Origin of the sequence: Nocardiopsis terrae, from assembly GCF_014651695.1 — a bacterium.
Lineage (GTDB): Bacteria > Actinomycetota > Actinomycetes > Streptosporangiales > Streptosporangiaceae > Nocardiopsis > Nocardiopsis terrae.
Genome location: NZ_BMXJ01000001.1, coordinates 40,845 through 67,650, shown reverse-complemented (window position 1 = coordinate 67,650; position 26,806 = coordinate 40,845). Strand labels below are relative to the sequence as shown.

The window sequence follows — 26,806 nt, the reverse complement described above, 5'->3', positions numbered from 1 at the left end:
AATTGAGACGCCCCCTGGGCAAAAATATCCCCCATATAGAATTAAATCAAGTGAAATTCAAACCCCCCACTGCTTCTTTTGTTGCCGCTTCGGTAATGGCAGCATTAATGAGTGCGCCCCCGTCATTCGCGGATGAAGGGCAAAGCAGTCCTTCGCCTGCACCCCAGTCCCCCGAACTGACTCCGACTTCGCAGATTTATTCAGATAGAGCTGCGGATCCAGACGCCACGACTCCAGAGGTCGATACCTCGGAGGACAGCGGCCACGGGGCTGACGAGCCTGAAGCTGTTGATGACACTGGACTGCCAAGCAGCCGGCCCGGAAGTCCTGAAAACCATTCGGCAGATTCCTCGGCCGCCTACGACATCAACATCGACAAGCTCATGGTGGCTGGAGACTCGATTTCCCAGGGGGCAGGTGGTGACTGGACGTGGCGCTACCGCCTCTGGAAACATCTCGATGCACATGGTGAAAGCATCGATTTCGTCGGACCTTACAACGGTCTCTACGACCAGTCCATTGCGGATCCCGAAGAGCATGTCTTCTCCTACCGCGATCCAGATTTTGACCAGGATCATAACGCCCTCTGGGGCAATACTGTCGCCGAGGCAAAAGAGACGATCGACGAAGAAGTCGAGGAATACCAACCCGACGCCCTCCTGCTGCTGATTGGGTTAAATGACATCGTCTGGTTTGAGACATCGACAGAGGAGATGTCGGCCCATTTTAGGCAGTACATCACCAACGCCCGTTCAGGAAACCCCGATCTTCATATCATTGCCTCCGAACTCCTGCCGACCGCACGGGCAGGAGAGGACGAAGAATTCTTCGAACTGGTTGAAGATTTCAACGAAGCGCTGAACTCAATCGCCGTGGAAATGTCCACAAGCCAGTCGCCGATCACCGTGATCGACATTGCGGAAGCAGAGGACTACGTCGGGGAGGAGGATAATTATGATGGTGTTCACCCTGGCGCCAGTGGTGAACTCAAGATTGCGGCAAACTTTGCTGATGTCCTCGCCTCCAGTTATTCGGTCGGGGCTCCATATGCCAGGCCGCTGCCCGACGTGGAAGAGAATGGCCCCGTAGGAGAACCGGAACTGTCCCTGGAGGAGCTGTCACCGGGTCGAGTTGAACTCTCATGGGGGCATGTCGACGGAGCCAGTGCGTACTGGGTCTGGGTCATGGAACCTGATTCCGACGATTGGGAGCGTCTACCCTACGCCCTGTCGATGGACTTCAATCCATGGATCTCCGAGGGCCTCCTACCCGGTGGCCAGTACAGTTACAAGATCCAAGCCGCGCGTGGCAACATCCCCGGCGAGTTCTCCAATACCGTCACCTACGAGATCGAAGGCGATCTCCCCGACCCGCCCGCCGCGGTCGAAAACTTGACCGTGGAGCCTGCTGATGGAAGCGCGTTGCTCTCTTGGGAGGAATCAGATGAAGCAACAGGCTATTACATCCACGTGCGCAATGTATCTTTCGGCGAAGAGGATTTCACGAGACTCCCTTATCCGGTAACAGGTGAAGAGTGGACTGCCGAACTACTCTTCAACGGAGCCCAGTATGAATTCAAAGTGGAATCTTCGCACGGTTTTATAGCAGGAGGAATCACCGACCCTGTCGGGGTTACTCCAGTGGGACCGCTCCCCCTGGGGCCGACCAACGTTACCGCTGAGAGCAGAGCCGGAAGTGCTACACTTCGGTGGTCGGAGTCCGAAAACGCAACTGGTTACTACGTGTTCGTGCGGAATGTGACCCTGGGAGACGAGAACTTCACGCGCCTTCCTTTCCCTGTGTCCGGCGGAGAGTGGACTGACGACCTTCTGGTCAACGGTGCCGAATATGAATACAAACTCCAGGCGGTTAATGGATTCCTCGAAGGCGAGGAAAGCAGTACCGTTCGAGTCACTCCGACGGTTGATCCTCCTGACGCCCCCGCCAACTTCTCCGCACAGGCAGGCGACGGAGAGGTCACACTCACCTGGAATCCGGTCGACAGCGCCACCGGCTACTACATCTACACCCGCAACCTCCACGCAGGAGAAAGCGACTTCACCCGCCTCCCCTACTCAATCAGCGAAACCTCCTGGACCGCCGAAGCCCTCCTCAACGGAGCTGATTACGAGTTCCGGGTCCGCTCGGTCAGCGGACTGATCGAAGGTGCACAAAGCAGCACGGCAGGAGCCACCCCGACCGGCCCCGCACCGGGCGCACCAACCAATCTCAGTGTTCGCTCCGGTGACCGCGAGGCAATTCTGACTTGGGATATGCCGGAACACGCCACTTGCGTCTATCTGCAAGCACGAGATGTGAGCCAAGGGGAAACCTCATTCACGGAGCTTCCTTTCCCCATATGCGAGGACAGTTGGGTGGTCGAAGGGCTCGTCAACGGTGGTCAGTACGACTACCGGTTGCGCGCATACAATGGCCTCATCGCAGGCGGAACGAGTTCGCATGTTCGAGCCAATCCTTCGGGTCCTGGAGCGAGTGGACCAGAGACATTGAACGTTACCGGTGGAAACGGCAATGCGGCACTGTCCTGGAGTGGAACCTCACGAGCAACCGGTTACTACGTCTGGGTGCGTTCCACCACCCTCGGTCAGGAATGGCAACAGCTCCCTTTCCCACTGGCACAGACGAGTTGGATCGACCGGAGTCTGGTCAACGGGGTCACCTACCAGTTCCGCGTCCAGTCGGTCGACGGGTATGAGGAGGGCGGTTTCTCCAATACGGTCACCGTTACGCCGCAGGGGCCAAGACCACAGGTCAGCGGTCTGACAGTTTCGGCCACACCAGGACAGGCAACGCTTCGTTGGAATCGTTCGTCCACGGCTGACGGTTATGTCATTTTTATGCGCAACCGCAGCAACAATGAGTCCTTCACCCGCATGCCCTACCCTGTCACCCAGGGTTCATGGACCGCCGAGTACCTGACCCCCGGGCACACCTACGAGTTCCAGGTGCTCGCGCTGAACGGTCTCCAGGAAGGCGCACGTACCGCCACCGTCAGCCGCCTCGTGCCCGCCCCCGCCATGCCGGGGGGCTTCACCGTGTCGCGGTCCGGGCCGTACGCAGCACAACTGTCATGGAATTCGGTTTCCGGGGTCGACGGGTACGTCGTGTACCACGGGGTCTCTCAGGACCCCTTCACCCAACCGACCATGAGTCCGATGCCGCTGCCCACGACCCAGACGTCACACCGTGCGACCTACCTCTTCACCAAGGGCTTCCACTGGTTCGCTGTGGCTTCCACGAAGTACGGTGCGGCCGGAGCACGCAGCACCCCTGTCTCCATGACCCCGTTGATGCACAACGTCTACCATTACGAGGCGCATAATCAGTACTTCGGAGGAACGGTCCTTCCCGGCTATAAGCGGGACAACACGAGTGCCCCCCGGATGGGTCGGGACGGAGGAATCCTGGTCAGTCGGGCCTTCATCGCCGACGAGGGAATCTATGGCCCGATCAGTGACAAGCGGGGTTACGACGCCCGACCCAGTGCCAGCGCGAGGATCCATGTGGCATGGGACGCGGACCGAGGTCGCCTGTCGGCCCTAGGGCAGTCCAGTTGCACCTTCGGAGCTTGCATTCCAGCACTCCCGATCAGTCTCACCGCATCGAACATGAGGGACGGGGTACCACTCACCCGTAACTATGTCTGGACAACACAGGCGTCTCCCTCCCTTTTTGGGGTGGCTTGGAAAGCACCGAATTCTGTAACGGCCGGGTTTATATACGCATCGGCGCATATCGATGCGAGTACTGCCTTCCGCCACCAAGGAGGAAGCAGTTTCTCAGCTAGTTTGGTGGCGGATGGCTTCCCCACATACGAGTCGTACCAGTACCCGATGTACTCGACGAATGGTAACGCGAGCACGATGATCCTCACCCGATGCGGACAGGACCACATCGGCCGTCTCTACGATATGCCAAGCAACCGGAGAACTTGTTGATCGGATTGCCCTTTCTGGTAGGGCTGGGGGCGTCAGTCGCGCCCCCGGCCCTGCTGGTCGTAGCTGCTCTGGTTCGCCGACGGTTCCGAGACCTCCGCCGGGATTTGCTCGTCCTCCTGGGGTTAGCTGCGGGCACGGTGAATGTAAGCCTGTGTTTCGCTCTTCTAGCGGGCCCCGGACCGTACGACAAGGCATGGTCCCTCTTCCCGGCGGCACTCGGTTTCGGTGTCGGCTGTGCTGGGTTCGCCATCCTGAGAGCGCTCTTGACCCCCCACCCGGAACGCGTTCTCGCCCTGGCGATGATCATGTCAGCCGGAGTGGCCGCTCCCCTGGCCTACTACGGATGGCTCTTCATGCCGGTCGCTATTGTTCCGGGAGCGACCCTGGCCGGGATCGCCGGAGCTTGGTCCTGCCACCGCGTGGCAGCCGATCATCCGTCACCACTGCTCGGTTTCGCGACAGGCATCGTGGCGGGAGTTTTTACTGTGCTTCTCGCCCTGCTGCCGGCAACAATGGTCTCAGGGGTTTTCATTGCCGCACTCACTTTTGTTGGCGAAAATGTCCTCTGAACATCATTCGACCGATATCAAGAAGGTTTTCAGATTGCCCAGCAGAGATACAAAAATGCGAACATCTCACCCTCTGATACTTACCCTTGCCTCCCTCGGTGCTATTATTCTGATTACGGGCGGCACCGTCTATTTTACGCTCTCCCCCAGGTCGGAACCGGGCGGCGACGCTGATTCGAATGAGACGTCGGCCGAATATGCCATGGAGTCGCCGTCCCCGTACTCCGAAGTCGACTTGGGTTTCATCAGTGAAATGTACCTGCTTCGCAGTCAGATCTTGAAGACAATGGATAGTTACGAAGGCGGGGACCCACAGATTGAAATTCTGGTCTCTGGGGTCTCTTCTCTGTATCGGCAGGACTTGACTACGTTGGAAGCGATAGCAGAGAAATGGGGTGAAGACATGCCAAATCCGGATGACGTCCCTATGCCAACTCATGAGGAGATTGAACCAGAGCGCTGGGAAGTTTTCGCCGATATTGATTCAGACAAACAAGACGAAGAGCTCCTCGAGCTAATGTTGGCTCACCAGCGGTCGATTTTACTCGCTGTGGCAAAGCTTGAAGAGGGGCCGAGTGCCGAGGTGGACAGCCTCGCACGGAGCACTTCTATGCATGCCACGATGTTCATCACCGACCTGGAGGACCTCCAAGAACAAATGTGAGATATTGTTGTGTCCGGAACGTGAAAGGGAGATGTATTTAGGAACTCTTCCGAAGAGCGGTGCTGTATGGAAGTAAGCATTCAGAAGCTTGCGGAGGGGGGATGAGCTCAGGCGGATGCGGGGATGGGGATCGGCTTCGTCGTGCACAACGAACTGACCCGGGCCGCGTTCGCGACGGAGTCGGCGGCCGTACCGGGCACCGTGGTCGGCGTCGAGTACGGGGAGCCTGTGGTCTCCTTCGGCACTCGGGCGGGGGAGCGGTACGAGAAGGAGCTCCCCGGCCCCTTCGCGCACGGCGACCCCCGCGAGGTGGTCGTGCTGTACCTGGTGGACGCCCCCCCAGCGGGCGGTGCTAGAGGGCCATGTGTGGCTTCCGTGGTTCCTGGTGCCGGTTGTTCTGGCGCTGGCCACGGGGGGCTACCTGTACTTCGGGGGCGGCGGACTCCGGTCGGGCTGGCACCGGCGTCGCCGGAAGGCCCACGAGTCCGACCGCTCGTCCGCGGCCGGTGGCACCCCCGGCCCGGGGCGTGCCCCGTGGTTGCCGGTCGGCCTGTTCGCGGCCCCGGCAGCCCTCGCCCTGGCCGCGTCGGTCGGGCTCTACACGGTGCCCTTCGCGGCTGCGGGAGCGGTGGAGCTGGTTTCGACGTCGGAGCTGTATGTCTGGTTCGTCCCGGCGACGGTCCTGGCGTCGTTCGGTGCGGTTCTGGCCGGGAAGGCCCTCCTCCGCCACGCCGAACTCGCTCCGGCCCCGCACGCCCCCGCTCCGATCCGCCTCCTGCCGGCCGACAGCGAGTTCGTGGCGCTGCTGGGCCTCGTCCTGGCGGGGTTCCTCGCTACGGAGGGGCTCATACTGCTGGCGGCGCCCCCGCTGGCTTTCGGCCCGCTGCTGCTGATGGCCGCCCTTTACCGTCAGGCCGATCTGGCCCCGGTCACGGTTCCGCCGACTCCCTTCCGGCTGTTGCCCGACTACACCGGGCGGATCACCGCACTGGTCGTCCTGGCGGCCGTGATGTCCACCCTGCTAGCCCTCCACCTGGCTTACCCCGAGGTCACGGTCCCGGAGGAGCGTGCCGTCCGGGGCGAGGCGGAGATCGTCGGGCAGGACTGCACTCCACAGCAGGGTTCCGCCTGCCAGGGCTACCTGGTCGTGCTGTTCGAGTACGACGGGATGGTGTACCGGGATCGTGTCGAAACCGAACTCCTGGGTATGGACGCGCTGGTCGAGACGGGCAGTGCCGAGATCGAGTGGGACGCGGCCGACCCCACCGAGGTGCGCCTGGCTCGATGATGGACCCGACCCCGACCCCGACCCCGACCCCGACCCGATCTCGACGGCCCGGCGGACTCGGTCGGAGCGCCGGGCCGCCAGGTCAGGCCAGGGCGCGGGCGGCGTCGAGCCCCTTCCGGACGATGTCGGTGATGAAGTAGTCGCCGGGGTCGCGGGCGTCGCGCAGCAGGTGCACCCTGGTGTCGTCGACCCACATGAACTCGGTGTGCTTCTCGGCTTCCAGCGTCGGGTCGGCCAGGTCGCCGTCGACCCGGACCAGGTAGTCGACCTCGCGGCGGGTCACCCCGTCGCCCGGGTCCCAGTCCAGCCGGTACAGCTCCGCCTCCACCGAGGACAGCCGCCACCCGGTCTCCTCGTGGATCTCGCGGGCCAGGGCGTCGAGCATGCCCTCGCCCTCCTCGACGTGCCCGCCCACGATGTCCCAGCAGTGCGGGAACACCTTCCGGGTGGCCGAGCGGCGCTGGGTGAACGCGTTGCCCCGGCCGTCGGTGATCACGGCTCCGGCGACCCAGCGGTTGCCGTCGGAGGTGTCGGGGAACTCGATTCCCTCGGCGACGTCGATGCTCACTGGTCCTCCTTGGTCTTGGCGCCGCGCCCCGGCAGGCGGAGCGTCAGCAGCTTGGCACGCGGGGCGAGGGTCCCGGCCAGGTCGAACACGGCCTCGGTCCGGCTCCGGTCCTCGTCCAGGACCGAGAACAGGTTGACCCCCAGGTAGAAGGCGATCGCCGCGTAGGCGACCTCGCGGGCGGGCAGCAGCATCCCCAGGGGGGATCCGCCGAGCACACGCTCCCACTCTCCGGCGATGAAGTCGATCCACGGCTGCGAGCGCCGGTTGATCTCCTCGCGCAGCTCCGGTTCGGTGACCGCGGCAGCGACCAGTTCGGAGAACTCGGCGAGGTAGCCGCGCTCCAGGTCGGTGCGGTAGATGCGGGTGGCGACCTCGACGAGCTCCTCCAGGTTGCGCGCCTGCCCCGCGAGCTCCCGGTACATGGCCATCCGCTCGGTACTGGACCGGTCCAGCGCGGCGAGCAGCAGCTGGTCGACCCCGCCGAAGTGGTAGAAGACCAGCGCCGAGTTGGCCTCGGCCCGGGTGGCGATCGCCCGGGCCGACGCACCGGTGTACCCCTCCTCGCGCAGGATCTCGCCCGCCGCCGTGATGAGGCGTTCCTTGGTCTGTGTGCTGCTCCTGCGGACTCCGCCGCCGCTCCTTGCCATGGCCCTCTCTCGGTTCGTGCTTCATCATACGGTTTAATCGACTGATTAAATCGTATGCTTTAACCAAGCGAACAAGGACCTTCGCGGTACCGCGCGACAAGGAGACCCCCATGGCGCAGCTATCCGAACCGCCCGAGAACTCCGACGACCAGGAGCCCGGCACCTCCGAGCGGTAGGCGGCCGAGCTCTACGCCGCGGGCCGCCGCGCCGCCCCCGCGTTCGTCGGACGGCGCTCCGAAGCCCCGAGGATCTCCGGAGCCCGGTGGCTCCTGGCCGGGATCGTGCTCCTGGCCTTCGCCGCCCTGCTCGCCGTACGGGTGATCCGCTTCGGCGGCCTGGACCAGACCACCCTGTTCTACGTCGGACTGCCCGCCCTCCTGGCCCTGCTCGTCGTCCTGTGCTGCCAGGTCCACAGCGCGGTCGGTGCCGCCATGGCCGTCACCACCCTGGGCCTGCTGCTGGCCGGGCCGCTGCTCGGTGGGGCCTGGTCTGCCTGGTCATCTCCGCACCGCTCATCTACGGGGTGGTCGCCCTGGTCACCTGGACGGGTGCCGCGCTGCTGCGGTCCGACGAGCGCCACCCGAACGCGCTGGTCGCGGTTCCGATCCTGTTCGCCCTCACGCTGGAGGGGGTGGGCGGGTTCTCCCTGCTGCCGCGCGAGAGCGACGGGCAGGGTTCGGTGCTGGTCGAGGCCGCCCCCGGCGAGATCGCCGTCGCTGCCGGTGCTGCGCCACTTCGTGCAGCTGTGCGGGGACGCCTTCGGTGCGGGCCCGCGCCCCTCCAGGCAACCGCACGGAACCGTCTCACCGGCCGTTTCGGGAACCGCTTCCTGACCCCGGGCACCAAAGCGGCCACAAGCCCCGAACGCGCATGTTCCGCCGGACCCCTCCGCCGTTATGCTCGTGCGGGGCCGCCCGGCACCCGGACGACGCCGGGCGCGGGCCCCGTGTACTCAGCCCCCCGGCACGAGGAAGTCCATGGAAGAACAGGCGATGCTCGCGCGCGACCTCGTGCTGCGCGTCTGTGCCGGCGCCACCGAGTTCGACCCCCAGTGGGTCGGCGCCGGGGGGAAGGTCACCACCCCCTTCGTGGTGCCCCGCGACCGCAACCTGATCCGCGGGATCGTCGCGGCCGGGAGGGCCATGGGCGTGGACCGCCTCCTGGTCTGCCGCACCCGGGCCGAGTTCTCCTACGACCCGGTCACCGAAGTACCCCTCGACACCGGCACCCTCATCGACCTCATCCGCGGATGGGGGCCCGAACCCACCGACTTCCTCGTCTGCGTCGAGGACTTCTCCGCCGCGGTCCTGGTCGCCGCCAGCGAGCTCACCGTCGCCGCGGGCCCGGCCGACTTCGTGCGGGAGATCGTCGGTCCGGACATCCCGCAGGCCCGGGCGGACTTCGCGGTGCGGGCCCGGGAGGGGAACCGGCCCGAACTGGTGCGGGCCGCCCAGCAGCACCACTGTGCCGAGCCCGGTGCCCGGCACTCCCGACTGCCCCGCGGACCCGGCCCCGACCTGGCCGAACGCCTCACCCGCAGGGTCGAACGCGCCCGTGGACGCACCCCCGGCCCGGTCCGGTTCCTGCGCGGACTGCGCGGCACGTGGTGCTGGCTCATGTTCGGGACCCTGCTGCTGGCCCCTCTGGCCGTCCCGGCCCTGGGCATCGCCCTGCCGGCCCTGGTCCTCACGTTCTGGCTGCTGTTCCAGTTGGCGCTGCTGGCCAGGTCCCGGACCGTCTCGTTCGCGACCCTCCTGAGGGTGAGCGCACTCGGCGCCCTGCTGATGTGGCCGACCGCCCTCCTCTCCGCCCTGGTCAGCGGTGCTCTCGGGCTGGACGTCCAGCACGTGTTCAGCCAGACCTACGTCGCGGTCACCGTGGAGGAACTGGGCAAACTCGCCCCGCTGCTGGTCCTGGCGCTCCTGGCCCGGCGCCGGCTGCGCCGCCTGGCCGCGGTCGACTTCCTGCTGCTGGCCGCTGCCGCCGGGGCCGGTTTCCAGCTGGCCGAACAGCTGCTCAACGGAGTCGCCCTCTTCGCCCCGGCGGACACGGGCGCGGGGGCGGGACAGCAGGGCGGCGGACTCTTCCTGACCGGTGGGAGCGCCGCCCCGGGGCCGGCGGGTTCGCCCTCCGCGGTCTTCTCCGGGCACGCCGTCGTCACCGGTCTCATCGGCGCCACCCTCGGCCTCGCCGTCGTCGGCCGCCGGTACGGGGGCTGGCTGTGGCTGCTGCCGGTCCTGGCCACCGCCCTGGTGTTCCTGGAGCACCTCCAGGCGAACGCCCGAGCCGCCGGGGCCCGCCTCGACCCGGTCTCCACCTTCGTGTACGGCGTGTTCGGCGGCGGTGCGCTCACCCCGTGGCTGCTGCTGCTCGCCCTGGTGTTCGCGGTCGCCATGGACTACCGGCTGATCGCGGCGGCGGCCGAGACCACGCCCCCGCTCCCCGGCCGGGCTCCGCTGCCGGGGCTGCGCCGGTGGGCGCACGGCAGGTCGGTGGCCATGCGCGTGCGCATCCCCGCGGACATCGCCCCGCTCTTCCGCCGGATCGCGCTGTCCTGGGTGGACCTTCCGGTCACCTTCGCCACGGCCCTCACCACGGTCGTGCACGAGTCCGCCACCGCCACGATGGCCGCCAAACAGGGGCCCGGTGCGCTGTGCGACGCCCTGCGGTTCCTGCGGTGGCGCCGGGCCAACGCCATGGGCGAGGCCCGCTCGCGCGGGAAGAGCTGGCGCCGCTACCCCTCCCAGGAGGAGCTCGCCCACAACGCCCAAGACCTGGCCCGCCGCATCGGTCTGGCCGGGACCGGCGGTGTCGTCGCGGCCGCCGCGGCGCTGCTCGCCACGGCGGGACCCGGCGCCGGTCCCGCCCCGGACCCCGGACCCGGCGGTGATCCCGCCTACGCGGTGCGGGCGGTCGAACTCTTCTACGGCTGGGCCGCCCAGGCGGACACCGCCGCGACGGTGTGGACGGCGCTGACCGGCCTGGCGGTGCTCAGCCTGCTCACCATGGGCAACGCGGTCCCGCACGCCCACCCGAGGATGGGCGAGTTCCTCCGGTCGCCCACCGCCAACACCGGGGCCGTCCTGGGCATGCTCGCCCCGGGCCAGGTGGGGTACGCGCTCCTGGGGCTCGCCGGAATGGCCCTGCCCCGGCGGGTGAACCGCCTCATCAGCAGGTAGTCAGCCCGCTCAGCCGGGGTAGTCCCGGACACGGGCCGGACGGGCGCGCCCGCGCAGATCAGTCCCCGAGCGGCCGCACACCCTCGGGGGGTTCGAAGGCGCGCACCCTCGGCGGGGCGCCCTCGTGGGGCTCCACCCGGACCCGCACCAGCTGCCCGGTGCAGCCCTGGGCCAGCGAGGACGTCCCCACGTCCTCGGCGAGGGCGTTCGGGTTGCCGTGCGCGCAGGTGACGTCCGCACCCGAGGGGTCGTACCAGGCTCCGGTCGACAGCTGCACCACACCGGGTCTGAGGGCGTCGCTGACCACCAGCCCCGCCAGGCACGAACCGCTCGGGCCCTGAACCCGCACCACGTCGCCCGCGGCCACCCCGGCGGCCTCGGCGTCCCGTGGGTGCATCCTCAGCGGGGCGCGGCCGCCGACCTTCTGGGAGGTGCTGTACCCGCCCATGTCCTGCTGGCTGTGCAGCCTCCCGGAGGGCTGGTTGGCGATCAGCACCAGCGGCCGGTCACCGCCGTCCGGAGCACGGTCCGCCCCGTCCCCGCCGGCCGCCGCCGGACCGGCCAGCCACACCGGGTGGCCCGGGCAGTCCTCGTAGCCGAAGGACGCGATGGTCTCCGAGTACAGCTCGATCCGGCCGCTCGGGGTCCGCAGCGCGTTCGCCTCCGGGTCCCGGCGGAACTCGCCCAGGTGGGTCTCGTCCTCGACCCGGGCGGGCATCTCGATCCGACCGCGTTCCCAGAACCCGTCGAAGCCGGGGACCTCCAGGTCCCTGCGGGCCAGCAGGGCGCGCCACCGCTCGTAGGCCACCCGCATCCAGTCGCGGCTGCTCCGCCCCTCGGTGAACTCCTCGCGCACGCCCAGCCGCTCGGCGAGGTCGGTGTAGGTGTCGTACTCGTCGCGGGCCAGCCCGTGCGGGGACACCGCCCGGGGCATCGCGCGCAGGGCCAGGTCGCCGTGGCTGGCGGCCATGTCGTCGCGCTCCAGCGCGGTGGTCGCGGGGATCACGATGTCGGCGTGCCGGGCGGTCGCGGTCCAGTGGGTCTCGTGCACCACCACGGTGTCCGGGCGTCCGAAGGCCCTGGTCAGCCGGGCGAGGTCCTGGTGGTGGTGGAAGGGGTTGCCGCCCGCCCAGTACACCAGCCTGATGTCGGGGTAGCTGCGGCGCTCACCGTCGTAGTCGTAGGGCTGCCCGGGGTGCAGCAGCATGTCGGACACCTTGGCCACCGGGATGAACGAGTCCACCGGGTTGTTGCCCTGCGGCATGCGCGGCAGCCCCAGCGGGGTCGCTCCGCCTCCGTAGTTGCCCATGGACCCGTACCCCGAGGCGAACCCCGCACCGGGAAGCCCCACCTGTCCGAGGCAGCACGCCAGCGCCAACCCTGCCCACAGCGGCTGCTCCCCGTAACGGGCACGCTGCACGGACCAGCCGACGTTCACCAGGGTGCGCTTCTCGGCCATCCGCCGGGCCAGCGCCCGCAGGTCGGCGGCGGGCACCCCGCTCACGCGTTCGGCCCACTCGGGGGAGCGCTCGACCCCGCCGGGGCCGCCGCGCTCGTCCCGGACGCCCGTCACGTAGGCGCGCAGCCGGTCGGCGCCGACGGTGTAGCGGTCGAGGAAGGCGGTGTCGGCCAGCCCCTCGCTGAACAGCACGTGCATCAGGGCCAGCATCACCGCGGTGTCGGTGCCCGGTCTCAGGGAGACCCACGCGGACTCGACCTCGGCGGCGGTGTCGTCGCGCAGCGGGGACACCGACACGAACTCCACCCCGCTGTCCGAGGCCGCGCGCATCGCCGGGCCCGCGGTCTGCGCCGCCCGGCCGCCCGAGGTCGTCCAGGTGTTGGACACCCGCAGCCCGCCGAAGCTCACCAGCAGCTCGGTGTGCTCGCGGATGCGTTCCCAGGACGGAACCCGGCTGAGCAGCCGGTTCGCGGCGGGCGTGCCGATGATGCGCGGGAACAGCACTTCCAGGGCGCCGTGGCTGTACGTGGTCCGGGACCGCGTGTACCCGCCGATGGTGTTGAGGAAGCGGTGCAGCTGGCTCTGCGCGTGGTGGATCCGGCCCGCGCTGCCCCAGCCGTAGGATCCCCCGTAGATCGCGGTGTTGCCGTGCTCGGTACGCACCCGGTCCAGCTCACCGGCGAGCAGGTCCAGCACGGTGGACCACTCCACCTCCACGTAGGAGTCCCCGGGGTCGCCCCGGAGCTGGTCGGGTCCGGGCCCGTGCTCCAGCCACCGGCGGCGCACGGCGGGGCGGGCCACACGGGTGCGGTGGTGCTGGGCCCGGGGGGTGTTGCCCATGACGGGGGCGGGCGCGGGGTCCTCCGGGTCGGGGCGGACCCCGACCACCCGGTCGTTCTCGACCTCGACCCGGTAGCTGCCCCAGTGGGCGCTGGTCGGGTGCAGCGTCGCTGCCATGTGCACTCCCCGTGTGGATCTCCGGGACGGTGCGGTTCCCCGTCCCAGGCCACACTCTATGCACCGCCCGGTGCGATGATGGGGCGCGCGGGCCCCGGGGCCCGCGTCACGACCAGCGACAACAGGGGAGCGGGACGACGATGGGTGAGCTCAGGTCACGGCGGTCGGTACTCGCGGTGCCGGGGTCCAACCCCCGGTTCGTGGAGAAGGCCCGGGGGCTGGACGCGGACGCGTTCTTCCTGGACCTGGAGGACGCGGTGGCGCCCTCGGAGAAGGAGGCCGCCCGCGAGAACGTGGTGAAGGCGCTCAACGACGGCGGTTGGGACGGCAGGGTCCGTTCGGTGCGCGTCAACGACGTCTCCACCGCGTGGGCCTACCGCGACGTCATCACCGTGGTCGAGGGGGCCGGGGCCCACCTGGACACCCTCGTGCTGCCCAAGGTGACCGCCGCCCGGGACGTGCACTGGTTGGACACCCTCCTCACCCAGATCGAACGGGCCGTGGACCTGCCGGTCGGCCGGATCGGCATCGAGGCACAGATCGAGGACGCCAGGGGCCTGGTGAACGTCGACGGGATCGCCGCCGCCTCACCCCGCCTGGAGACGCTCGTCTACGGGCCCGCGGACTTCATGGCCTCGATCAACATGAAGAGCCTGGTGGTGGGGGAGCAGCCGCCCGGCTACGACACCGGCGACGCCTACCACCACGTCCTCATGCGCATCCTCGTGGCCGCCCGGGCCCACGGGCTCCAGGCCGTCGACGGCCCCTACCTCCAGGTCCGCGACGTCGACGCGTTCCGCCGGGCGGCGGGACGCACCGCGGCCCTCGGCTTCGACGGCAAGTGGGTGCTGCACCCGCTCCAGGTGGAGGCGGCCAACGAGGCCTTCGCGCCCTCCCAGGAGGACTACGACCACGCCGAGCTGATCCTGGACGCCTACGCGCACGCCACCACGGTGGACCGGCGGGGCGCCGTGATGCTCGGCGAGGAGATGCTCGACGAGGCGTCCCGGAAGATGGCGCTGGTCGTGGCGGGCAAGGGCCGCGCGGCCGGCCTCTCCCGGACGCGTACCTTCGACCCGGAGGCCTGACCGGGGAACGTCCCGGGCGGGTAGGGAGAGGGTACGGAGAAGGTCAAGTACCGTTCCGGCCCGCCTCTTACCGGTCTCTCACCAAGGTGGGAGAGCATGGGGGCCATGGAAAGCACCGCCACCGTCCTGGTCGCCGACGACGACCGGGCCATCAGGGAGTCCCTGGAACGCGCGCTCCAGCTGGAGGGGTACACGGTGCGGACGGCGGCGGACGGGGTCCAGGCGCTGGCCTCCGTCCACGCCGACCCCGTCGACCTGCTCGTCCTCGACGTCATGATGCCCGGGGTCGACGGCCTCGGCGTTGCCCGTGTCCTGCGGGCGGAGGGCGACAGGACCCCCGTCCTCATGCTCACCGCACGGGTGGAGACCCCCGACAGGGTGGCGGGCCTGGACGCCGGTGCCGACGACTACCTCGCCAAACCCTTCGAGCTCGACGAACTCCTCGCCCGGCTGCGCGCCCTGCTGCGCCGCGCCGCTCCCGTGACGGGGGACGCGGGGGAGGGGCCGCTGCGGGTGGGAGAGCTCCTCCTGGACACCCGGGCCCGCCGGGTCTGGCGGGGCGAACGCGAGATCGAGCTGTCCAAGACCGAGTTCGACCTGCTCGAACTCCTCATGCGCAACGCCGGGATCGTTCTGGACCACGCCACCATCTACGACCGCATCTGGGGTTACGACTTCGGGCCCGAGTCCAAGAACCTCGCGGTCTACATCAGCTACCTGCGCCGCAAGCTGGAGGACGGCGGCCCGCCGCTGATCCAGACGGTCCGGGGCGTCGGGTACACGCTGCGTCCCCAGGGGTGAGCCGGATGAACGCGTTTCGCGGCAGTGTCCTGCTGCACCCGGGCGGGTGGCGGCTGGGAACCCGGTTCGCGGTGCTGTTCGCGCTGGTCGCGGCGGTCACGATCGCCCTCGTGGGCACCCTCGCCTACAGCACCGCGGCCGCGCTCATCCGGGCGGACGCCGAGAGCGAGTTCGACGCCGCCGTGCAGAACCTGTCCCGGCAGCTCGTGGTCTCCGCGGAGAACAACCAGAGCGCCCCGGACAGCAGCACCTTCACCTTCCTGGCCCCGGGCAGCCTGGACGCGCAGGTCCTCGCCTCGGACGGTACCTGGGCCCGACTGCTCGCCAACCGCCACGAACTCTCCTCCTTCCACCCCACCGACGCCGACCTGGAGGTCGCCCGGGACGAGGAGGCCGGTGTCGTCGACACCCGCGAGCAGCAGGTCCACGGTCAGAAGTACCGGGTGGGCACGGTCTCCCTGGGGGACGGGCGCGGCGCGATCCAGCTCCTGCAACGGCTTTCGCCGATCGAGCAGATGGTCGGGCGGCTGGCCACCCAGATCCTGTGGGTGGGGTTGTTCGTCGCCCTGTGCGCGGCCTCGGTGGGATGGCTGGTCGGCCACCGGATCACCGGTCGCCTGGTCCGGCTCACCGACGCCGCCGAGTACGTCAGCTCCACCGGCCGTCTGGACCCGGTCACCCCGGACCGGGGCGGCAACGGCGACGGGGACGGTACCGCCGGCATCAGCGGCCGTGACGGGGAGGGGAACGGCCGGAACGGGGCGCCGGAGGAGCCGGGCAACGACGAGGTGGGCCGCCTCGGCAGCGCCTTCAACGCGATGCTGGCCCGTCTGGCCCGTTCCAAGGACGAACAGCGCCGCCTGGTGCAGGACGCCGCACACGAGTTGCGCACCCCGCTCACCAGTCTGCGCACCAACGTGCAGGTGCTCGGCCGGGTGGACCGGCTCAGCCCCGAGGGCCGCCAACGGCTCATCGACGACCTCCAGGGGGAGACTCGGGAGCTCACCGACCTGGTCAACGAACTGGTGGGGCTGGCCACCGGAAACCACGAGGACGAGTCGCCGAGCGCGGTCGCCCTCGCCGACGTCGCCGAACGGGTGGCGGCCCGGAGCCGTCGCCGCACCGGCCGGGAGATCCTGGTGGACGCGGACGACAGCCTCGTCTGGGGCCGCCCGGGCGCCCTGGAACGGGCCCTGGCCAACCCGGTGGAGAACTCCGCGAAGTTCGACCCCGACGGGAGCACGCCGATCGAGATCCGGGTCCGTGACGGCTCGGTGGAGGTGCTGGACCGCGGCCCGGGCGTGGACCCGGAGGAGATCGACCACCTCTTCGAGCGGTTCTTCCGGGCCACCGTGGCCCGCAGCCTGCCCGGCTCCGGTCTGGGCCTGGCCATGGTCAAGGAGATCGCCCACGCGCACGGCGGCCGGGTGTCCGCCCGCAACCGCGACGGCGGCGGCACCGTGATCGGCCTCCACCTGCCTGTTCACCACCCGCCCCGGGACGAATCCGCTCCCGGCCCGGAGGAGTCGCCCGGACCGCCCTGACCGGACCCGATCGCCACCTAGGCGGGCGGAACGCGGGTCCCGCAGCGCCTGCGGGAAGGGGGCGGGGCCCGGCGGACCGTGTCAGTCAGGGGCGGGCGCCGACGGCGGCGTTCCGGTAGATCCGCTCGAAGCGTTCCAGGGAGTCCTCCAGGCGGTGCCGGGCCGCCATCATCCGGCTGTGCGCGCCCATCCGGACCCGCTCCGCCTCCTCGGCGACCACCGCGCCCACCCGTGCCGCGAGCTCGCCGGGACGGCCCGGCGGGTACAGGTAGCCGTTGCGGCCCTCCTCCACCAGGTGGGGCAGGGCCATCGCGTCGGCGGCCACCACCGGCAGCCCGCTGGCCATGGCCTCCAGTGTGGCGATGCTCTGGAGTTCGGCGGTGCCCGCGATGGTGAACACGTCCGCGCACCGGTACACGTCGGGCAGGTCCCGGTGGGGGACGAAGCCGAGGAACACCACCCGGTCGGCGACCCCCTCGGCCCGGGCCAGCTCAGCCAGCCTGGCCCGGTGTGCGCCCCGACCGGCCAGCACCAGCTGGACGCCGTGGGTGCGCGCCACGGCCCGGACCAGTTCGTCGACGTGTTTCTCCTCGTCCAACCGGCCCACGAACAGCATCGTCGTGCGGTCGGGGACGCCCAGCCGGGCGCGGGTACGGCGCCGCTCCGCCGCCGGGGCGCTCCCGGGGAACGGCCGGAAGCGGACCAGGTCGATGCCGCAGGAGACCGGCTCCACCGGCCGCGCGAACCCGCGGCCGGCCAGGAGTTCGGCGGCGGCGGGGGTCGGTGTGGTCACGTGTTCGGTCCGGGAGAGCACCCGGGCCAGGTCCCACCAGGCCAGCCGGGCCGCGTGCGGGCGGAGTGCCTCGGGTACCCGCATCGGGTCGAAGAGGTTCTCGGGCATGAAGTGGTTGGTGGCCACCACGGGGATTCCGTGGACACGTGCGGCGCTGGCGAGCATCCGGCCGACCAGGAAGTGGTTCTGGATGTGCACGGCGTCCGGGCGCAGCCGGTCCAGGAGACGGTTCAGATGGCCGCGCACCCCGGTCGGCAGGGTCAGGCGTACGCTCTCGTGGGCCAGGGACGGCAGGGAGCGCAACCTGTGCTCGACCACCCCGTCCCGCTCCGCCACGTGCGGTCGGCCGCAGGGGGAGGGGCACAGGACGTGCACGTCGGCCCCTCGCCCGGCCAGGCCGCGGGCGAGCCGCGCGGTGAAGTAGGCGGCGCCGTTCACGTCGGGCGGGTAGGTGTCGGTGCCGATGAGCACCCGGGCGGGCCGCCCCCCGCCGCTCCTGCCCGGGGCACGGGGCACGGCCGGGGAACGGGTGGCGAAGGACGTGGACATACCGGTTCTCCTGGGGGCGTCGAGCGGCTGGTCCGTGCTCCGGTCCGGCGCGGTCCACCCCGAGTGTGGTCCACGCTCGTGGACCGCCGCCGACCTTCCGGTGACGCCGAGGCGACCGGCGGTACAGCACACGGCGCCCAGGAGAGTGCTCTCCGTGTTCGTTCGGGCGATTCGGGTGACTGCGCAGGGGTCCGGCTGAGGGCACCGGCGACCGGTACGGGGCGCACACAGGGGCGGGGGCGGACCGGCCCCGGGCCGGTCCGCCCCCGCCCGCGTTCCGGAGATCGCGAGGCAGAACGCCTCCGTCAGTCCTCCTCGACCTCCGAGGTCTCCTCCTCGGCGGAGCTCGCACTCTGCTCGCCGAGTGTCACCTCGACGTCGTCCGGCGAACCGCTGCCACCGGGCAGCACGCCCAGGGTGAGCTCGTCGCCGGGCTGGTGGGCGCGGATCTGCGCGATCAGCTGGTCGGCTGAGGAGACGCTCTCACCGTTCACGGACACCACCACGTCGCCGACCTCCAGGCCCGCCTCTTCGGCGGCACCGCCCTCGGTCAGCCCCATGATCTCGGCCCCGCCGACCCGGCTGGGCGCGATGGTGGCCTGGATGGCCGGGTAACTCGCGCTGCCGTCCTCGATCAGTTGTTCGGCGATGGGCTGGACCTGGTTGATCGGGATGGCGAAGCCCAGACCCACCGAACCGCTCTCCTGGGACAGGCCGGCGATGGCGGTGTTGATTCCGACGACCTCGCCGGCCATGTTCACCAGCGGGCCGCCGGAGTTGCCGGGGTTGATCGCGGCGTCGGTCTGGATCGCGTTGATCACCGTCGACGTCTGGGATTCACCGGTCTCGGTCACCCCGGTGTTCACCGGGCGGTTCAGCGCGCTCACCACACCCGCGGTCACCGTGCCGGACAGGCCGAGCGGCGAACCGATCGCCACCACGTCGCCGCCCACGCCGACCTGGTCGGAGTCGCCGAGAGTAGCCGGGGTGAGGTCGTTGCGGCCCTGGGCCTGGACCACGGCGATGTCGGAGACCGGGTCGGAACCGAGCACCTCCGCCTCCGCCGCGCTCCCGTCGTTGAACCGCACCTGGAGGGGACCGTCCTGGGCAGCCTCCACCACGTGCGAGTTGGTGAGGATCTGTCCGTCGGAGGAGATGATGACCCCGCTGCCGCCGCCGGATCCGGCCTGGAGGGAGACCACGCTGGGCAGGACCTGCTCGGCGACGTCGCCCACGGCCCCCTCGGTGGCGCTCGTTCCCTGTTCACCGGTGAGCGAGCTGACCGGTGAACTCGGTCCGTCGGGCAGGAGGTAGGCGGTGCCCAACGCGGCCGCCGGGCCCACGATCAGGCTCGTGACCAGCGCGGTCACCGCCGCGATGCCCACGACCTTGCCCATGCCGCGCTTCCTGGGCGCCTCCTGGGACTGGCCGGGGAAGGGGCCCTGGCCGAACTGGCCGTAGGGCTGCTGTCCGAACGCGCCCATCTGGTGGGAGCCGGTCGGCTGTTGCCCGGTACCGGGCGCCTGGGGGCCGCCGGGTCCGCCGAAGGCGTTCTGCTGGCCGGGCTGGCCGCCGGGGCCCGCGGACGCGAAGGCCGCGGTGTGCGGACCCTGCGGGGCGCCGTAGGGTCCGTGCTGGGCACCGGGGGCCCCGTGCTGGGGGCCGCTCTGGCCCTGGCCCCCCGGGAAGCCCGGCGAGCCCCCGGTGTGGCCCTCTGGGCCGGGGAAGACGTAGGAGGCCCGGTCGGTGTCGTTGGGGCCGGTCGCCCACCCGGGCTCGGTGCCCTCGGGCGGGGAGAAACGCGGCGAGGGCCGGTCCCCGGGCGCCTCGGGGGCGTTCGGGGATGGCTGCGCCGCCTGCTCGGCGGGGCGGTCGTCGTTCGCCGCGGGCGTGTCGTTCACCGCGGGGCCGTTGCCTGCGAGGGGGCCCTGGCCGGGGCCCGCCTCGGTGTCGTTGGGGCGGTCGGTGGCACCGGACCCGGCACGACCGTGCTCGGCGTCGCCGTGCTCGGCTCTCGCACCGGTCTCCGGACCGTTACTCGGGTCGTTGGGGTGCAACTCATCCTCCGGCTGGCGGGACGATGTACTGACATGCTTCATCTTGGGGCGCGTGGGTTAGAACAGGGTGAGAGCCCGATACAGCGTGGTTTCGAGTTCACTCCGCCCCTGGCCGGTCGCGCTCCCGCAGACCTGAACGCGCCCCGTCCCACACGGATTCCCGCGCGAATCCGGGGTCCTATGCGGCACAATGTCCGGAACCATACCGTGCCCGCGCCCCGGGCCGCGGTACGACAGGGAAGGTTCCCGTGATCATGTTTCCGCAGCAGCCCCCGTCTTCAGGCGAGGGAGGAATGCGGCCTCTCGCGTAGCGGGTCAGGGCAAGGCGGAAGCCGCGCTTCCGGCGCCGTTTAACACAGGCATGCGGTATCATGTTAAGTATGAGTCAGACCGTGAGGCGGGCCTACAAGTACCGCTTCTACCCGACCCCCGAACAAGCGGAGCTACTGAACCGCACGTTCGGATGCGTTCGGCTGGTCTGGAACAAGGCTCTGGCCGAGCGAACCCGCAGGTACAAGGACCACGGCGCTCGCACGTCCTACGTGGACACGGCCCGGTGGCTGACCGAGTGGAAGCGCACCGGGGAACTGGACTTTTTGACCGAGGTGTCCAACGTCCCCCTCCAGCAGACGTTGCGCGCCCAACAGGTCGCGTTCAACAGCTTCTTCGCCAAGCGCACGGGCTACCCGAAGTTCAAGTCCAAGAAGAACACGCGCCGTTCGGCGACCTTCGCCAACAACGCCTTCGCTTTCACCGGCGGCGAGCTGAAGCTGGCCAAGACCCGCGAGCCTTTGGCGATCGTGTGGCACCGGCCCCTGCCCGAGGGAGCCGACCCGTCGTCGGTCACGGTCTCCTGCGACGGTTCCGACCGGTGGTTCGTCTCGATCCTGGTCCAGGACACGATCGCTGCGGTGCCTTTGACCGGGGTGGCTGTGGGGGTCGATGCAGGGCTGGCGCACCTGATGACCTTGTCTACGGGGGAGAAGATCACCAACCCCCGGTACGAGCGCCGGGACCGGGCCAAGTTGGCCAGGACCCAACGCGAGCTGTCCCGCAAACAGAAGGGCTCCGCGAACCGGGACAAGGCCCGAAAGAAAGTCGCGAAGGTGCACGCCCGGATCGCCGACCGGCGACGGGACCACCTGCACAAGGTCACCACTCGACTGGTACGCGAAAACCAAGCCATCGCCATCGAGGACCTGACCGTGCGCAACATGCTCAAGAACCACTCCCTGGCACGGGCGATCAGCGACGTGGCCTGGACCGAACTCCGGTCGATGCTGGAGTACAAGACGGCGTGGTACGGGCGGGAGCTGCTGCTCGTGGACCGTTGGTTCCCCTCCTCCAGGCTGTGTTCCACCCCGGGGTGCACACACCAGGCCCCGTCCCTGCCGCTGAACGTGCGCGAGTGGACGTGCCCCGACTGCGGGACCGTGCACGACCGCGACGTCAACGCCGCAACCAACATCCTCGCCGCCGGGCTGGCGGAGAGTTGAAACGCCTGCGGAGGGCCGGTAAGACCGGCCCCGGAGAGCTCCGGGGAGGCACGGCCCGATGAAACAGGAACCTCGACCCCGCAAGGGATCGAAGCCCCTCCCCTCCGGGAGGGGAGATGTCACCAAGCTCGTTCTCGCCGACGACGAACACCTGGTGCGCGGAGCGATCGCCGCGCTCCTCGGTCTGGAGGAGGACCTGGAGGTCGTCGCCGAGGTCGGCCGCGGCGACCAGGTGGTGGACACCGTCGTCGAACACGGCGCGGCCGTCGCCGTCCTGGACATCGAGATGCCGGGTGCCACGGGCCTGGAGGCCGCCGCCGAGCTGCGCGAGCGTGCGCCCGACTGCGGGGTCGTCATCCTCACCAGCTTCGGCCGACCCGGTTACCTGCGCCGCGCCCTGGCCTCGGGCGCCCGCGGCTTCCTCGCCAAGGACGCCCCCGTCGAGCAGCTCGCCGGGGCCATCCGCAAGGTCCACGGAGGCGGTCGTTACATCGACACCGAACTCGCCGCCGCCGCGATGGTCGGCGGGGAGAGTCCGCTCACCGACCGCGAGGCCGAGGTCCTGCGTGCCGCCGCCGACGGCGCCACCGTGGCCCGTATCGCCAGGAACCTGCACCTCACCGAGGGCACGGTGCGCAACTACCTGTCCAACGCCATCGGCAAGACCGGGGCCGAGAACCGGATGGCCGCCATCCGCACCGCCCAGGACATGGGCTGGCTCTGACCGGCTTCGGGCCGGGGTGAGGACCGATGTCCTTGCCATATCTATTCGTGTCTGGATACTCACTAAGAGTAACTACCTCTAGGTGAGAAGGTCCTATGCTGCACGCCCGAAGCATCGCCAGCGTGATGGCGGCGACGGCCGTCGCCCTTCCGATGATGGCCGCGACCGCCCAGGCCGACGACTGGTCCGGCTACCACGGCGTCGAGAAGTACACGGCCCGGCTCGACCCGGTCACGGTCAACAACTCCGACGCCGCGGGCACGGCACAGGTGTGGCTGGCCGACAACGACGCGCGGATCCGGATCCACGTCGACGACGTCCTCGCCGATCACCCGCACGCGCAGCACATCCATGTCGGAGGGCGCGGCGAGTGCCCCACCGACTACGACGCAGGCATCCACAACGGCCAGCGGGCGCTGAGCACTCTGGACGGTATCGACGCCTACGGCGGGGTCGAGACCTCCCTCACCACCGAAGGGGACACCAGCGCCGCCAGCGGCCTCGCCGTCGACCGCTTCCCCACCGCCCCGGAGGGGAGCGTTTCCTACGACCGCACCCTCGAACTGAGCGACGCCGCGGCGGACGCGATCCGGGCGGGCAACGCGGTCATCGTCATCCACGGCATCGACTACGACGGCGACGGCACCTACGGTGACGTCCTGGGCCCCAGCGACCTGGACCCGAACCTGCCGATGGAAGCGACCAACCCGGCCGCGTGCGGTCCGCTGCGTTGACCCCTCAGGCGTGCTGAACTGACACGGAACGCCTACCGAAGGCACCCGTCACCAACGGCCCGGGGCCCCGGAGCGCTTCGGAGCCCCCGGTCCGTTGGTGACGGGCCGCCCGGCCGCGGGCCGACGGGCGCCACCGGCACCGGATCCCACCGGCGCCGGGCCCCGGCGAGCACCGCCCTACAGGAAGCGCAGCACCAGCATCGCGGTGTCGTCGACGTTGCCGCCCGGGGCGTACTCCTCCAGTTCGCGGTCGATCCGGCTGATCACCGCCTGGGCGGTCAGACCGGCCGCATGGGAGAAGATCTTCTCCAACCCCTCGTCGCCGAGCATGTCCGAACCGCTGCGCCGCTCGGTGACGCCGTCGGTCACCGCGAGCACCACCTCGCCGGGGCGGATGTCCACGCTCTCCGTGCTGAACCCCACGTCCTCGAACGCGCCCAGCAGCGGCTGGGAGCTGCCGAACGCCTGCACCTCGCCCTTCTGGTTGAGGCGCAGCGGCAGCGGGTGCCCGGCACAGACCATGCGTACCCGCATACCTCCGGCCTCGTCCGTGGCCGGGGTCATCTCCCCGTACAGCATGGTCAGGAACCGGGTCGAGGTGTTCTCGTCCAGGATCGCCAGGTTCAGCCGCTGCATGATGTGCGCCGGGGTGAATCCCTCCCTGGCCAGCGCGCGCAGGGTGTGCCGGGCCAGGCCGGTGACCGCGGCGGCCTCCGGGCCGGTGCCGCACACGTCACCGATGGCGAAGCACCAGCGCCCGCTCGCGGAGAACACGTCGTAGAAGTCGCCGCCCACCTCGCTGCGCTCGTCCGAGGGCCGGTAGTAGACCGCGTGGTCCACACCGGGGATCACCGGCTCCTTGTCCTTGGCCGGCAGGAGGCTGCGCTGCAGGGCCGTGCTCATCGCCGTGTGCCGCTCGTGCAGCCGCGCGTTCTCCATCGCCGAGGCCACCCGGCGGCTGAGGTCGTCGGCGACGTCGGCCTCCTCACGGGTGAAGTCGTCCGACTCGTTCTTGCCGATCGTCATCTGGCCCAGCGCCCGGCCGTGCGCCACCAGCGGGACGCTGATCGCCGGGCCCCGGGCGATCATTCCGGTGAGCTGCTCGTCCAGCCCCTCCCGGACCAGCTCCTCGTGCGTCCACAACGGCCCCGGTTCACGCTGCTCGCGCGGCGGCAGGGCGGTCAGCAGCGAACGCAGGATGTCGCTGAGGTTCTCGTCGCCGTGCACCACGTGGGTCAGCTTGGAGAGCCCCAGTTCGTTGATGGTGTGGATGGCGCACCAGCGGCCCAGGCGGGAGGTGATCAGCTGCGCGGCCAGCGCGCCCGTCATCCGCTCGTCCAGGGTGCCCGCGAGCAGGTCACTGGCCTCGGCCAGGAAGCTCAGCGAGGCACGGCGGCTCAGCTCGACCTCGGCCAGCCGGGACCGCTCCACCGGCAGCGCGATCAGGTCCGCCCCCTCCTGGAGCCGTTTGGCCGCCCCCGGGCCGAAGTGCCGGGCCCGGGCGGAGGCCACCCCGAGCAGCCCCGTCACCCGGCCGTCCACGATCAGCGGGGCCGTCACCAGCGAGCGCATTCCGGCCCTGGCCAGGGCGCCCCGTGTGGCACGGGCGATCATCAGGTCGTCGTTGATCACCGGCCCGGGCTCGGGCGCGGCCGACGGAAAGATCTCCTCGGTTCGCACCCGCAGCGGCCGCCAGGGCGCCCCGCCGGTCAGGCCGACCGCCGAGCGCACCTCCCACATGGTCTCGTCCGAGGTGGCCAGCGCGATGTAGGCGGCGTCCCCGCTCAGCGCCGAGGTCGCGTACTCCACGGTGCGCTCCAGCAGCTGGGGCAGGGACAACCGGGAGCTCAGCGCCGCGTCCAGCGCCGACCACACGGGCGGGCGCACGGCACGGGAGGGGCCCTTGCGCACCGGCGGGGACTCCAACGACGGGTGCTCCCCGGCCCTGTCCTCGATGCGGAACCACACGGCCTTGTCGTTGCGCCCGTAGCTGACACCCCAGCTGGAGGCGATGGCCGACGCCAGGGCCAGCCCCAGGCCGCCGTTGCGCTCGTCCCCGCTGGAGGGCGAGGTGTCCACGGCCAGCGGACCGGCCTGCGGGACGGCGCGCTCGGGCGCGGAGTCGGTGACCATGACCTCGGTCGAACCCTCCGAGCGGCGCACGGCCACCTCCAGCGCCGAGTCCGCGTGGATGACGGCGTTGGTGACCAGTTCGCTGACCAGAAGGATGATGTCGTCGAAGGGGTCGGGCACACCCCAGGTCAGCAGGGTGTCGTGCACGAACTCTCGGGCGGCCGCCGCGGTCTCGGGAGCAGGGGGGAACTCTCGTCGAGCGACCTTCAACGCGTCTTGTGCTGCCAAGCCGTCGGTGTCCTTCGTCACTGGGCGCGGGTGTGGGAGTAGTGGCCACTGCCACGATACGCGTGCCGCCCACCTGGTCGCCGCGTTCCCTCCCGAACCACGGTGCGGGCGCTCCCGGAACGGACGGGCTTGGCGGGCCCCGACAGCGGGCAGGAGACCGGTACGGCCGACCCTCCCGTGCCCAACATGGCGAACCCTCCTGTGCCCGGTGGCTCGGCCGGTTAGTGTAAGACGACACATCCGCTTCTTTCGGGTGGTACTTCGCGGCGGTAGCGTGACGGAGTGTCACCAAGGGTGCCCGTGGCTACACGCGCGCCCCCGTGTCCCGTGCGCGCGGTTCGTGCGGGGCCGCCCCGGCGTGGGTCGGCCCGGTCGAGGCGTGCGGGTCCGGTAGCCGAGATGGCGTGCGGGATTGAGGAGGGGTTTCATGCCCGAGGCGGTCACGGAACTGGCCGACGACCAGCTCGACGAGATTCTGAGTGCCCTGTACCGGATGCGCGACGGTGACTTCAGCGTCCGGCTCAGGTCGCGGGGCAGCGGCAAGCTCCGCGAGATCACCTCGGTGTTCAACGAGGTGATCGACCACAGCGAACAGCTCAGTACCGAGCTCCAGCGGGTCGGCGACGTGGTGCGCGACGAGGGCAGGCTCAACGAGCGGGTCAACGTCCACCCCGCCAGGGGCGCCTGGGGCAACAGCGCCAGAGCGCTGAACGTCCTCCTGGACGAGGTCGCCGAGCCCGTCACCGACGTCGCCCGCGTCCTGGACTCGGTCGCCGAGGGTGAACTGAACCGCAGGGCCTCGACCGAGGGCCGCCGCGGCGAGCTCAAGGGCGACCTGCTGCGCCTGGCCAACACGGTGAACCGGATGGCCGACCAGATGAGCGGCTTCACCGAGGAGGTCACCCGGGTGGCCCGCGAGGTGGGCACCGAGGGCAAGCTGGGCGGCAGCGCCCGGGTCGAGGACGTCTCCGGTGCCTGGCGCGAGGTCACCGAGTCCGTCAACCAGATGGCCTCCCGTCTCACCCTCCAGGTCCGCGACATCTCCACCGTCACGACCGCCGTCGCCCGGGGTGACCTGAGCAAGAAGATCACCATCGACGTCCAGGGCGAGATGCTGGAGCTCAAGGACACCTTCAACACGATGGTGGACCAGCTCTCCACGTTCGCCGACGAGGTCACCAGGGTGGCCCGTGAGGTGGGTACCGAGGGCAAGCTGGGCGGCCGCGCCAACGTCCGGGGGGTCCAGGGCATCTGGAAGAACCTCACGGACAACGTGAACTCGATGGCGGACAACCTGACCAACCAGGTCCGCGACATCTCCAAGGTGACCACGGCGGTGGCCCGGGGCGACCTGACCCGCAAGGTCGAG

19 protein-coding genes are annotated in these 26,806 nt (G+C 69.6%); 12 read left to right on the top strand and 7 right to left on the bottom strand.

Features of this window, described 5'->3' with window-relative positions; genetic code table 11:
* Positions 1-2: 2 nt before the first annotated feature.
* The 4 genes from IE195_RS00270 to IE195_RS00255 all read left to right on the top strand — a co-directional run bounded on the left by IE195_RS00270 (position 3) and on the right by IE195_RS00255 (position 6,480).
* Entirely contained in the window at positions 3-3,959 is a 3,957-nt protein-coding gene (locus IE195_RS00270; RefSeq protein ID WP_191266467.1) for a fibronectin type III domain-containing protein, read from the top strand.
* Positions 3,960-4,276: 317 nt separating this feature from the next.
* Positions 4,277-4,528 (top strand): hypothetical protein, encoded by a 252-nt coding sequence (locus IE195_RS00265; RefSeq protein ID WP_191266456.1) that lies wholly within the window; start codon positions 4,277-4,279, stop codon positions 4,526-4,528.
* Positions 4,518-5,192 carry a hypothetical protein gene (locus tag IE195_RS00260; protein ID WP_191266453.1) on the top strand — a complete coding sequence of 225 codons (675 nt, stop codon included), beginning with the start codon at positions 4,518-4,520 and terminating at the stop codon, positions 5,190-5,192. Before IE195_RS00265 ends, IE195_RS00260 begins: the two co-directional genes overlap by 11 nt.
* Positions 5,193-5,577: 385 nt before the next feature.
* A complete protein-coding gene (locus IE195_RS00255) occupies positions 5,578-6,480 on the top strand; it encodes a hypothetical protein (protein WP_191266451.1) in 903 nt (300 codons plus the stop codon).
* Positions 6,481-6,562: 82 nt separating this feature from the next.
* Here the strand turns inward: IE195_RS00255 and IE195_RS00250 are convergent, their stop codons facing one another.
* From IE195_RS00250 to IE195_RS26565, 3 genes are all read right to left on the bottom strand, one after another.
* Complete coding sequence (locus IE195_RS00250) at positions 6,563-7,048, bottom strand: NUDIX hydrolase (protein ID WP_191266449.1); 486 nt, start codon at positions 7,046-7,048, stop codon at positions 6,563-6,565.
* Positions 7,045-7,695 (bottom strand): TetR/AcrR family transcriptional regulator, encoded by a 651-nt coding sequence (locus tag IE195_RS00245; protein WP_191266447.1) that lies wholly within the window; start codon positions 7,693-7,695, stop codon positions 7,045-7,047. Before IE195_RS00245 ends, IE195_RS00250 begins: the two co-directional genes overlap by 4 nt.
* A 119-nt stretch (positions 7,696-7,814) precedes the next feature.
* Positions 7,815-8,108 carry a hypothetical protein gene (locus IE195_RS26565; RefSeq protein WP_191266446.1) on the bottom strand — a complete coding sequence of 98 codons (294 nt, stop codon included), beginning with the start codon at positions 8,106-8,108 and terminating at the stop codon, positions 7,815-7,817.
* A gap of 564 nt (positions 8,109-8,672) precedes the next feature.
* Between IE195_RS26565 and IE195_RS00235 the strand changes: the two genes are divergently transcribed.
* Complete coding sequence (locus IE195_RS00235) at positions 8,673-10,874, top strand: PrsW family glutamic-type intramembrane protease (RefSeq protein WP_191266444.1); 2,202 nt, start codon at positions 8,673-8,675, stop codon at positions 10,872-10,874.
* Between the two features lie 58 nt (positions 10,875-10,932).
* On the opposite strand, the gene IE195_RS00230 is transcribed toward IE195_RS00235, so the two are convergent.
* Entirely contained in the window at positions 10,933-13,290 is a 2,358-nt protein-coding gene (locus IE195_RS00230; RefSeq protein ID WP_191266442.1) for a molybdopterin-dependent oxidoreductase, read from the bottom strand.
* A gap of 140 nt (positions 13,291-13,430) precedes the next feature.
* Between IE195_RS00230 and IE195_RS00225 the strand changes: the two genes are divergently transcribed.
* The 3 genes from IE195_RS00225 (at position 13,431) to IE195_RS00215 (ending at position 16,723) form a co-directional block, all read left to right on the top strand.
* The gene (locus tag IE195_RS00225; RefSeq protein WP_191266440.1) at positions 13,431-14,378 is read left to right on the top strand and encodes an HpcH/HpaI aldolase/citrate lyase family protein; all 948 of its coding nucleotides are present in this window, start codon (positions 13,431-13,433) and stop codon (positions 14,376-14,378) included.
* Positions 14,379-14,483: 105 nt separating this feature from the next.
* On the top strand, positions 14,484-15,179 hold the full coding sequence (locus IE195_RS00220; protein WP_191268017.1) for a response regulator transcription factor: 696 nt from the start codon (positions 14,484-14,486) through the stop codon (positions 15,177-15,179).
* Between the two features lie 5 nt (positions 15,180-15,184).
* On the top strand, positions 15,185-16,723 hold the full coding sequence (locus tag IE195_RS00215) for a sensor histidine kinase (RefSeq protein WP_191266438.1): 1,539 nt from the start codon (positions 15,185-15,187) through the stop codon (positions 16,721-16,723).
* A gap of 85 nt (positions 16,724-16,808) precedes the next feature.
* On the opposite strand, the gene IE195_RS00210 is transcribed toward IE195_RS00215, so the two are convergent.
* Together IE195_RS00210 and IE195_RS00205 are read right to left on the bottom strand one after the other, a co-directional pair.
* Complete coding sequence (locus IE195_RS00210; protein ID WP_191266436.1) at positions 16,809-18,065, bottom strand: glycosyltransferase; 1,257 nt, start codon at positions 18,063-18,065, stop codon at positions 16,809-16,811.
* A 305-nt stretch (positions 18,066-18,370) separates the two neighbouring features.
* Positions 18,371-20,122 (bottom strand): trypsin-like peptidase domain-containing protein, encoded by a 1,752-nt coding sequence (locus IE195_RS00205; RefSeq protein WP_191266433.1) that lies wholly within the window; start codon positions 20,120-20,122, stop codon positions 18,371-18,373.
* Between the two features lie 380 nt (positions 20,123-20,502).
* Between IE195_RS00205 and IE195_RS00200 the strand changes: the two genes are divergently transcribed.
* The 3 genes from IE195_RS00200 (at position 20,503) to IE195_RS00190 (ending at position 23,076) form a co-directional block, all read left to right on the top strand.
* Positions 20,503-21,618, top strand: coding sequence for an RNA-guided endonuclease InsQ/TnpB family protein (locus IE195_RS00200; protein WP_191266429.1), 1,116 nt, complete (start codon positions 20,503-20,505; stop codon positions 21,616-21,618).
* 58 nt (positions 21,619-21,676) lie between these two features.
* Entirely contained in the window at positions 21,677-22,342 is a 666-nt protein-coding gene (locus IE195_RS00195; protein ID WP_191266426.1) for a response regulator transcription factor, read from the top strand.
* A 95-nt stretch (positions 22,343-22,437) separates the two neighbouring features.
* Complete coding sequence (locus IE195_RS00190) at positions 22,438-23,076, top strand: hypothetical protein (protein ID WP_225942542.1); 639 nt, start codon at positions 22,438-22,440, stop codon at positions 23,074-23,076.
* 177 nt (positions 23,077-23,253) lie between these two features.
* On the opposite strand, the gene IE195_RS00185 is transcribed toward IE195_RS00190, so the two are convergent.
* Positions 23,254-25,419 carry a SpoIIE family protein phosphatase gene (locus IE195_RS00185; protein WP_191268015.1) on the bottom strand — a complete coding sequence of 722 codons (2,166 nt, stop codon included), beginning with the start codon at positions 25,417-25,419 and terminating at the stop codon, positions 23,254-23,256.
* 445 nt (positions 25,420-25,864) lie between these two features.
* On the opposite strand from IE195_RS00185, the gene IE195_RS00180 reads away from it, so the two are divergent.
* On the top strand, positions 25,865-26,806 hold a 942-nt coding region (locus IE195_RS00180), incomplete at its 3' end, for a HAMP domain-containing protein (protein WP_191266424.1).

Excerpts from the sequence above, each read along its gene's own strand:
- IE195_RS00200 (WP_191266429.1), top strand. The coding sequence starts at position 20,503 with ATGAGTCAGACCGTGAGGCGGGCCTACAAGTACCGCTTCTACCCGACC.
- IE195_RS00260 (WP_191266453.1), top strand. The coding sequence starts at position 4,518 with ATGTCCTCTGAACATCATTCGACCGATATCAAGAAGGTTTTCAGATTG.
- IE195_RS00210 (WP_191266436.1), bottom strand. The coding sequence starts at position 18,065 with ATGTCCACGTCCTTCGCCACCCGTTCCCCGGCCGTGCCCCGTGCCCCG.
- IE195_RS00230 (WP_191266442.1), bottom strand. The coding sequence starts at position 13,290 with ATGGCAGCGACGCTGCACCCGACCAGCGCCCACTGGGGCAGCTACCGG.
- IE195_RS00215 (WP_191266438.1), top strand. The coding sequence starts at position 15,185 with ATGAACGCGTTTCGCGGCAGTGTCCTGCTGCACCCGGGCGGGTGGCGG.
- IE195_RS00220 (WP_191268017.1), top strand. The coding sequence starts at position 14,484 with ATGGAAAGCACCGCCACCGTCCTGGTCGCCGACGACGACCGGGCCATC.
- IE195_RS00190 (WP_225942542.1), top strand. The coding sequence starts at position 22,438 with ATGCTGCACGCCCGAAGCATCGCCAGCGTGATGGCGGCGACGGCCGTC.
- IE195_RS00245 (WP_191266447.1), bottom strand. The coding sequence starts at position 7,695 with ATGGCAAGGAGCGGCGGCGGAGTCCGCAGGAGCAGCACACAGACCAAG.
- IE195_RS00235 (WP_191266444.1), top strand. The coding sequence starts at position 8,673 with ATGGAAGAACAGGCGATGCTCGCGCGCGACCTCGTGCTGCGCGTCTGT.
- IE195_RS00225 (WP_191266440.1), top strand. The coding sequence starts at position 13,431 with ATGGGTGAGCTCAGGTCACGGCGGTCGGTACTCGCGGTGCCGGGGTCC.
- IE195_RS00195 (WP_191266426.1), top strand. The coding sequence starts at position 21,677 with ATGAAACAGGAACCTCGACCCCGCAAGGGATCGAAGCCCCTCCCCTCC.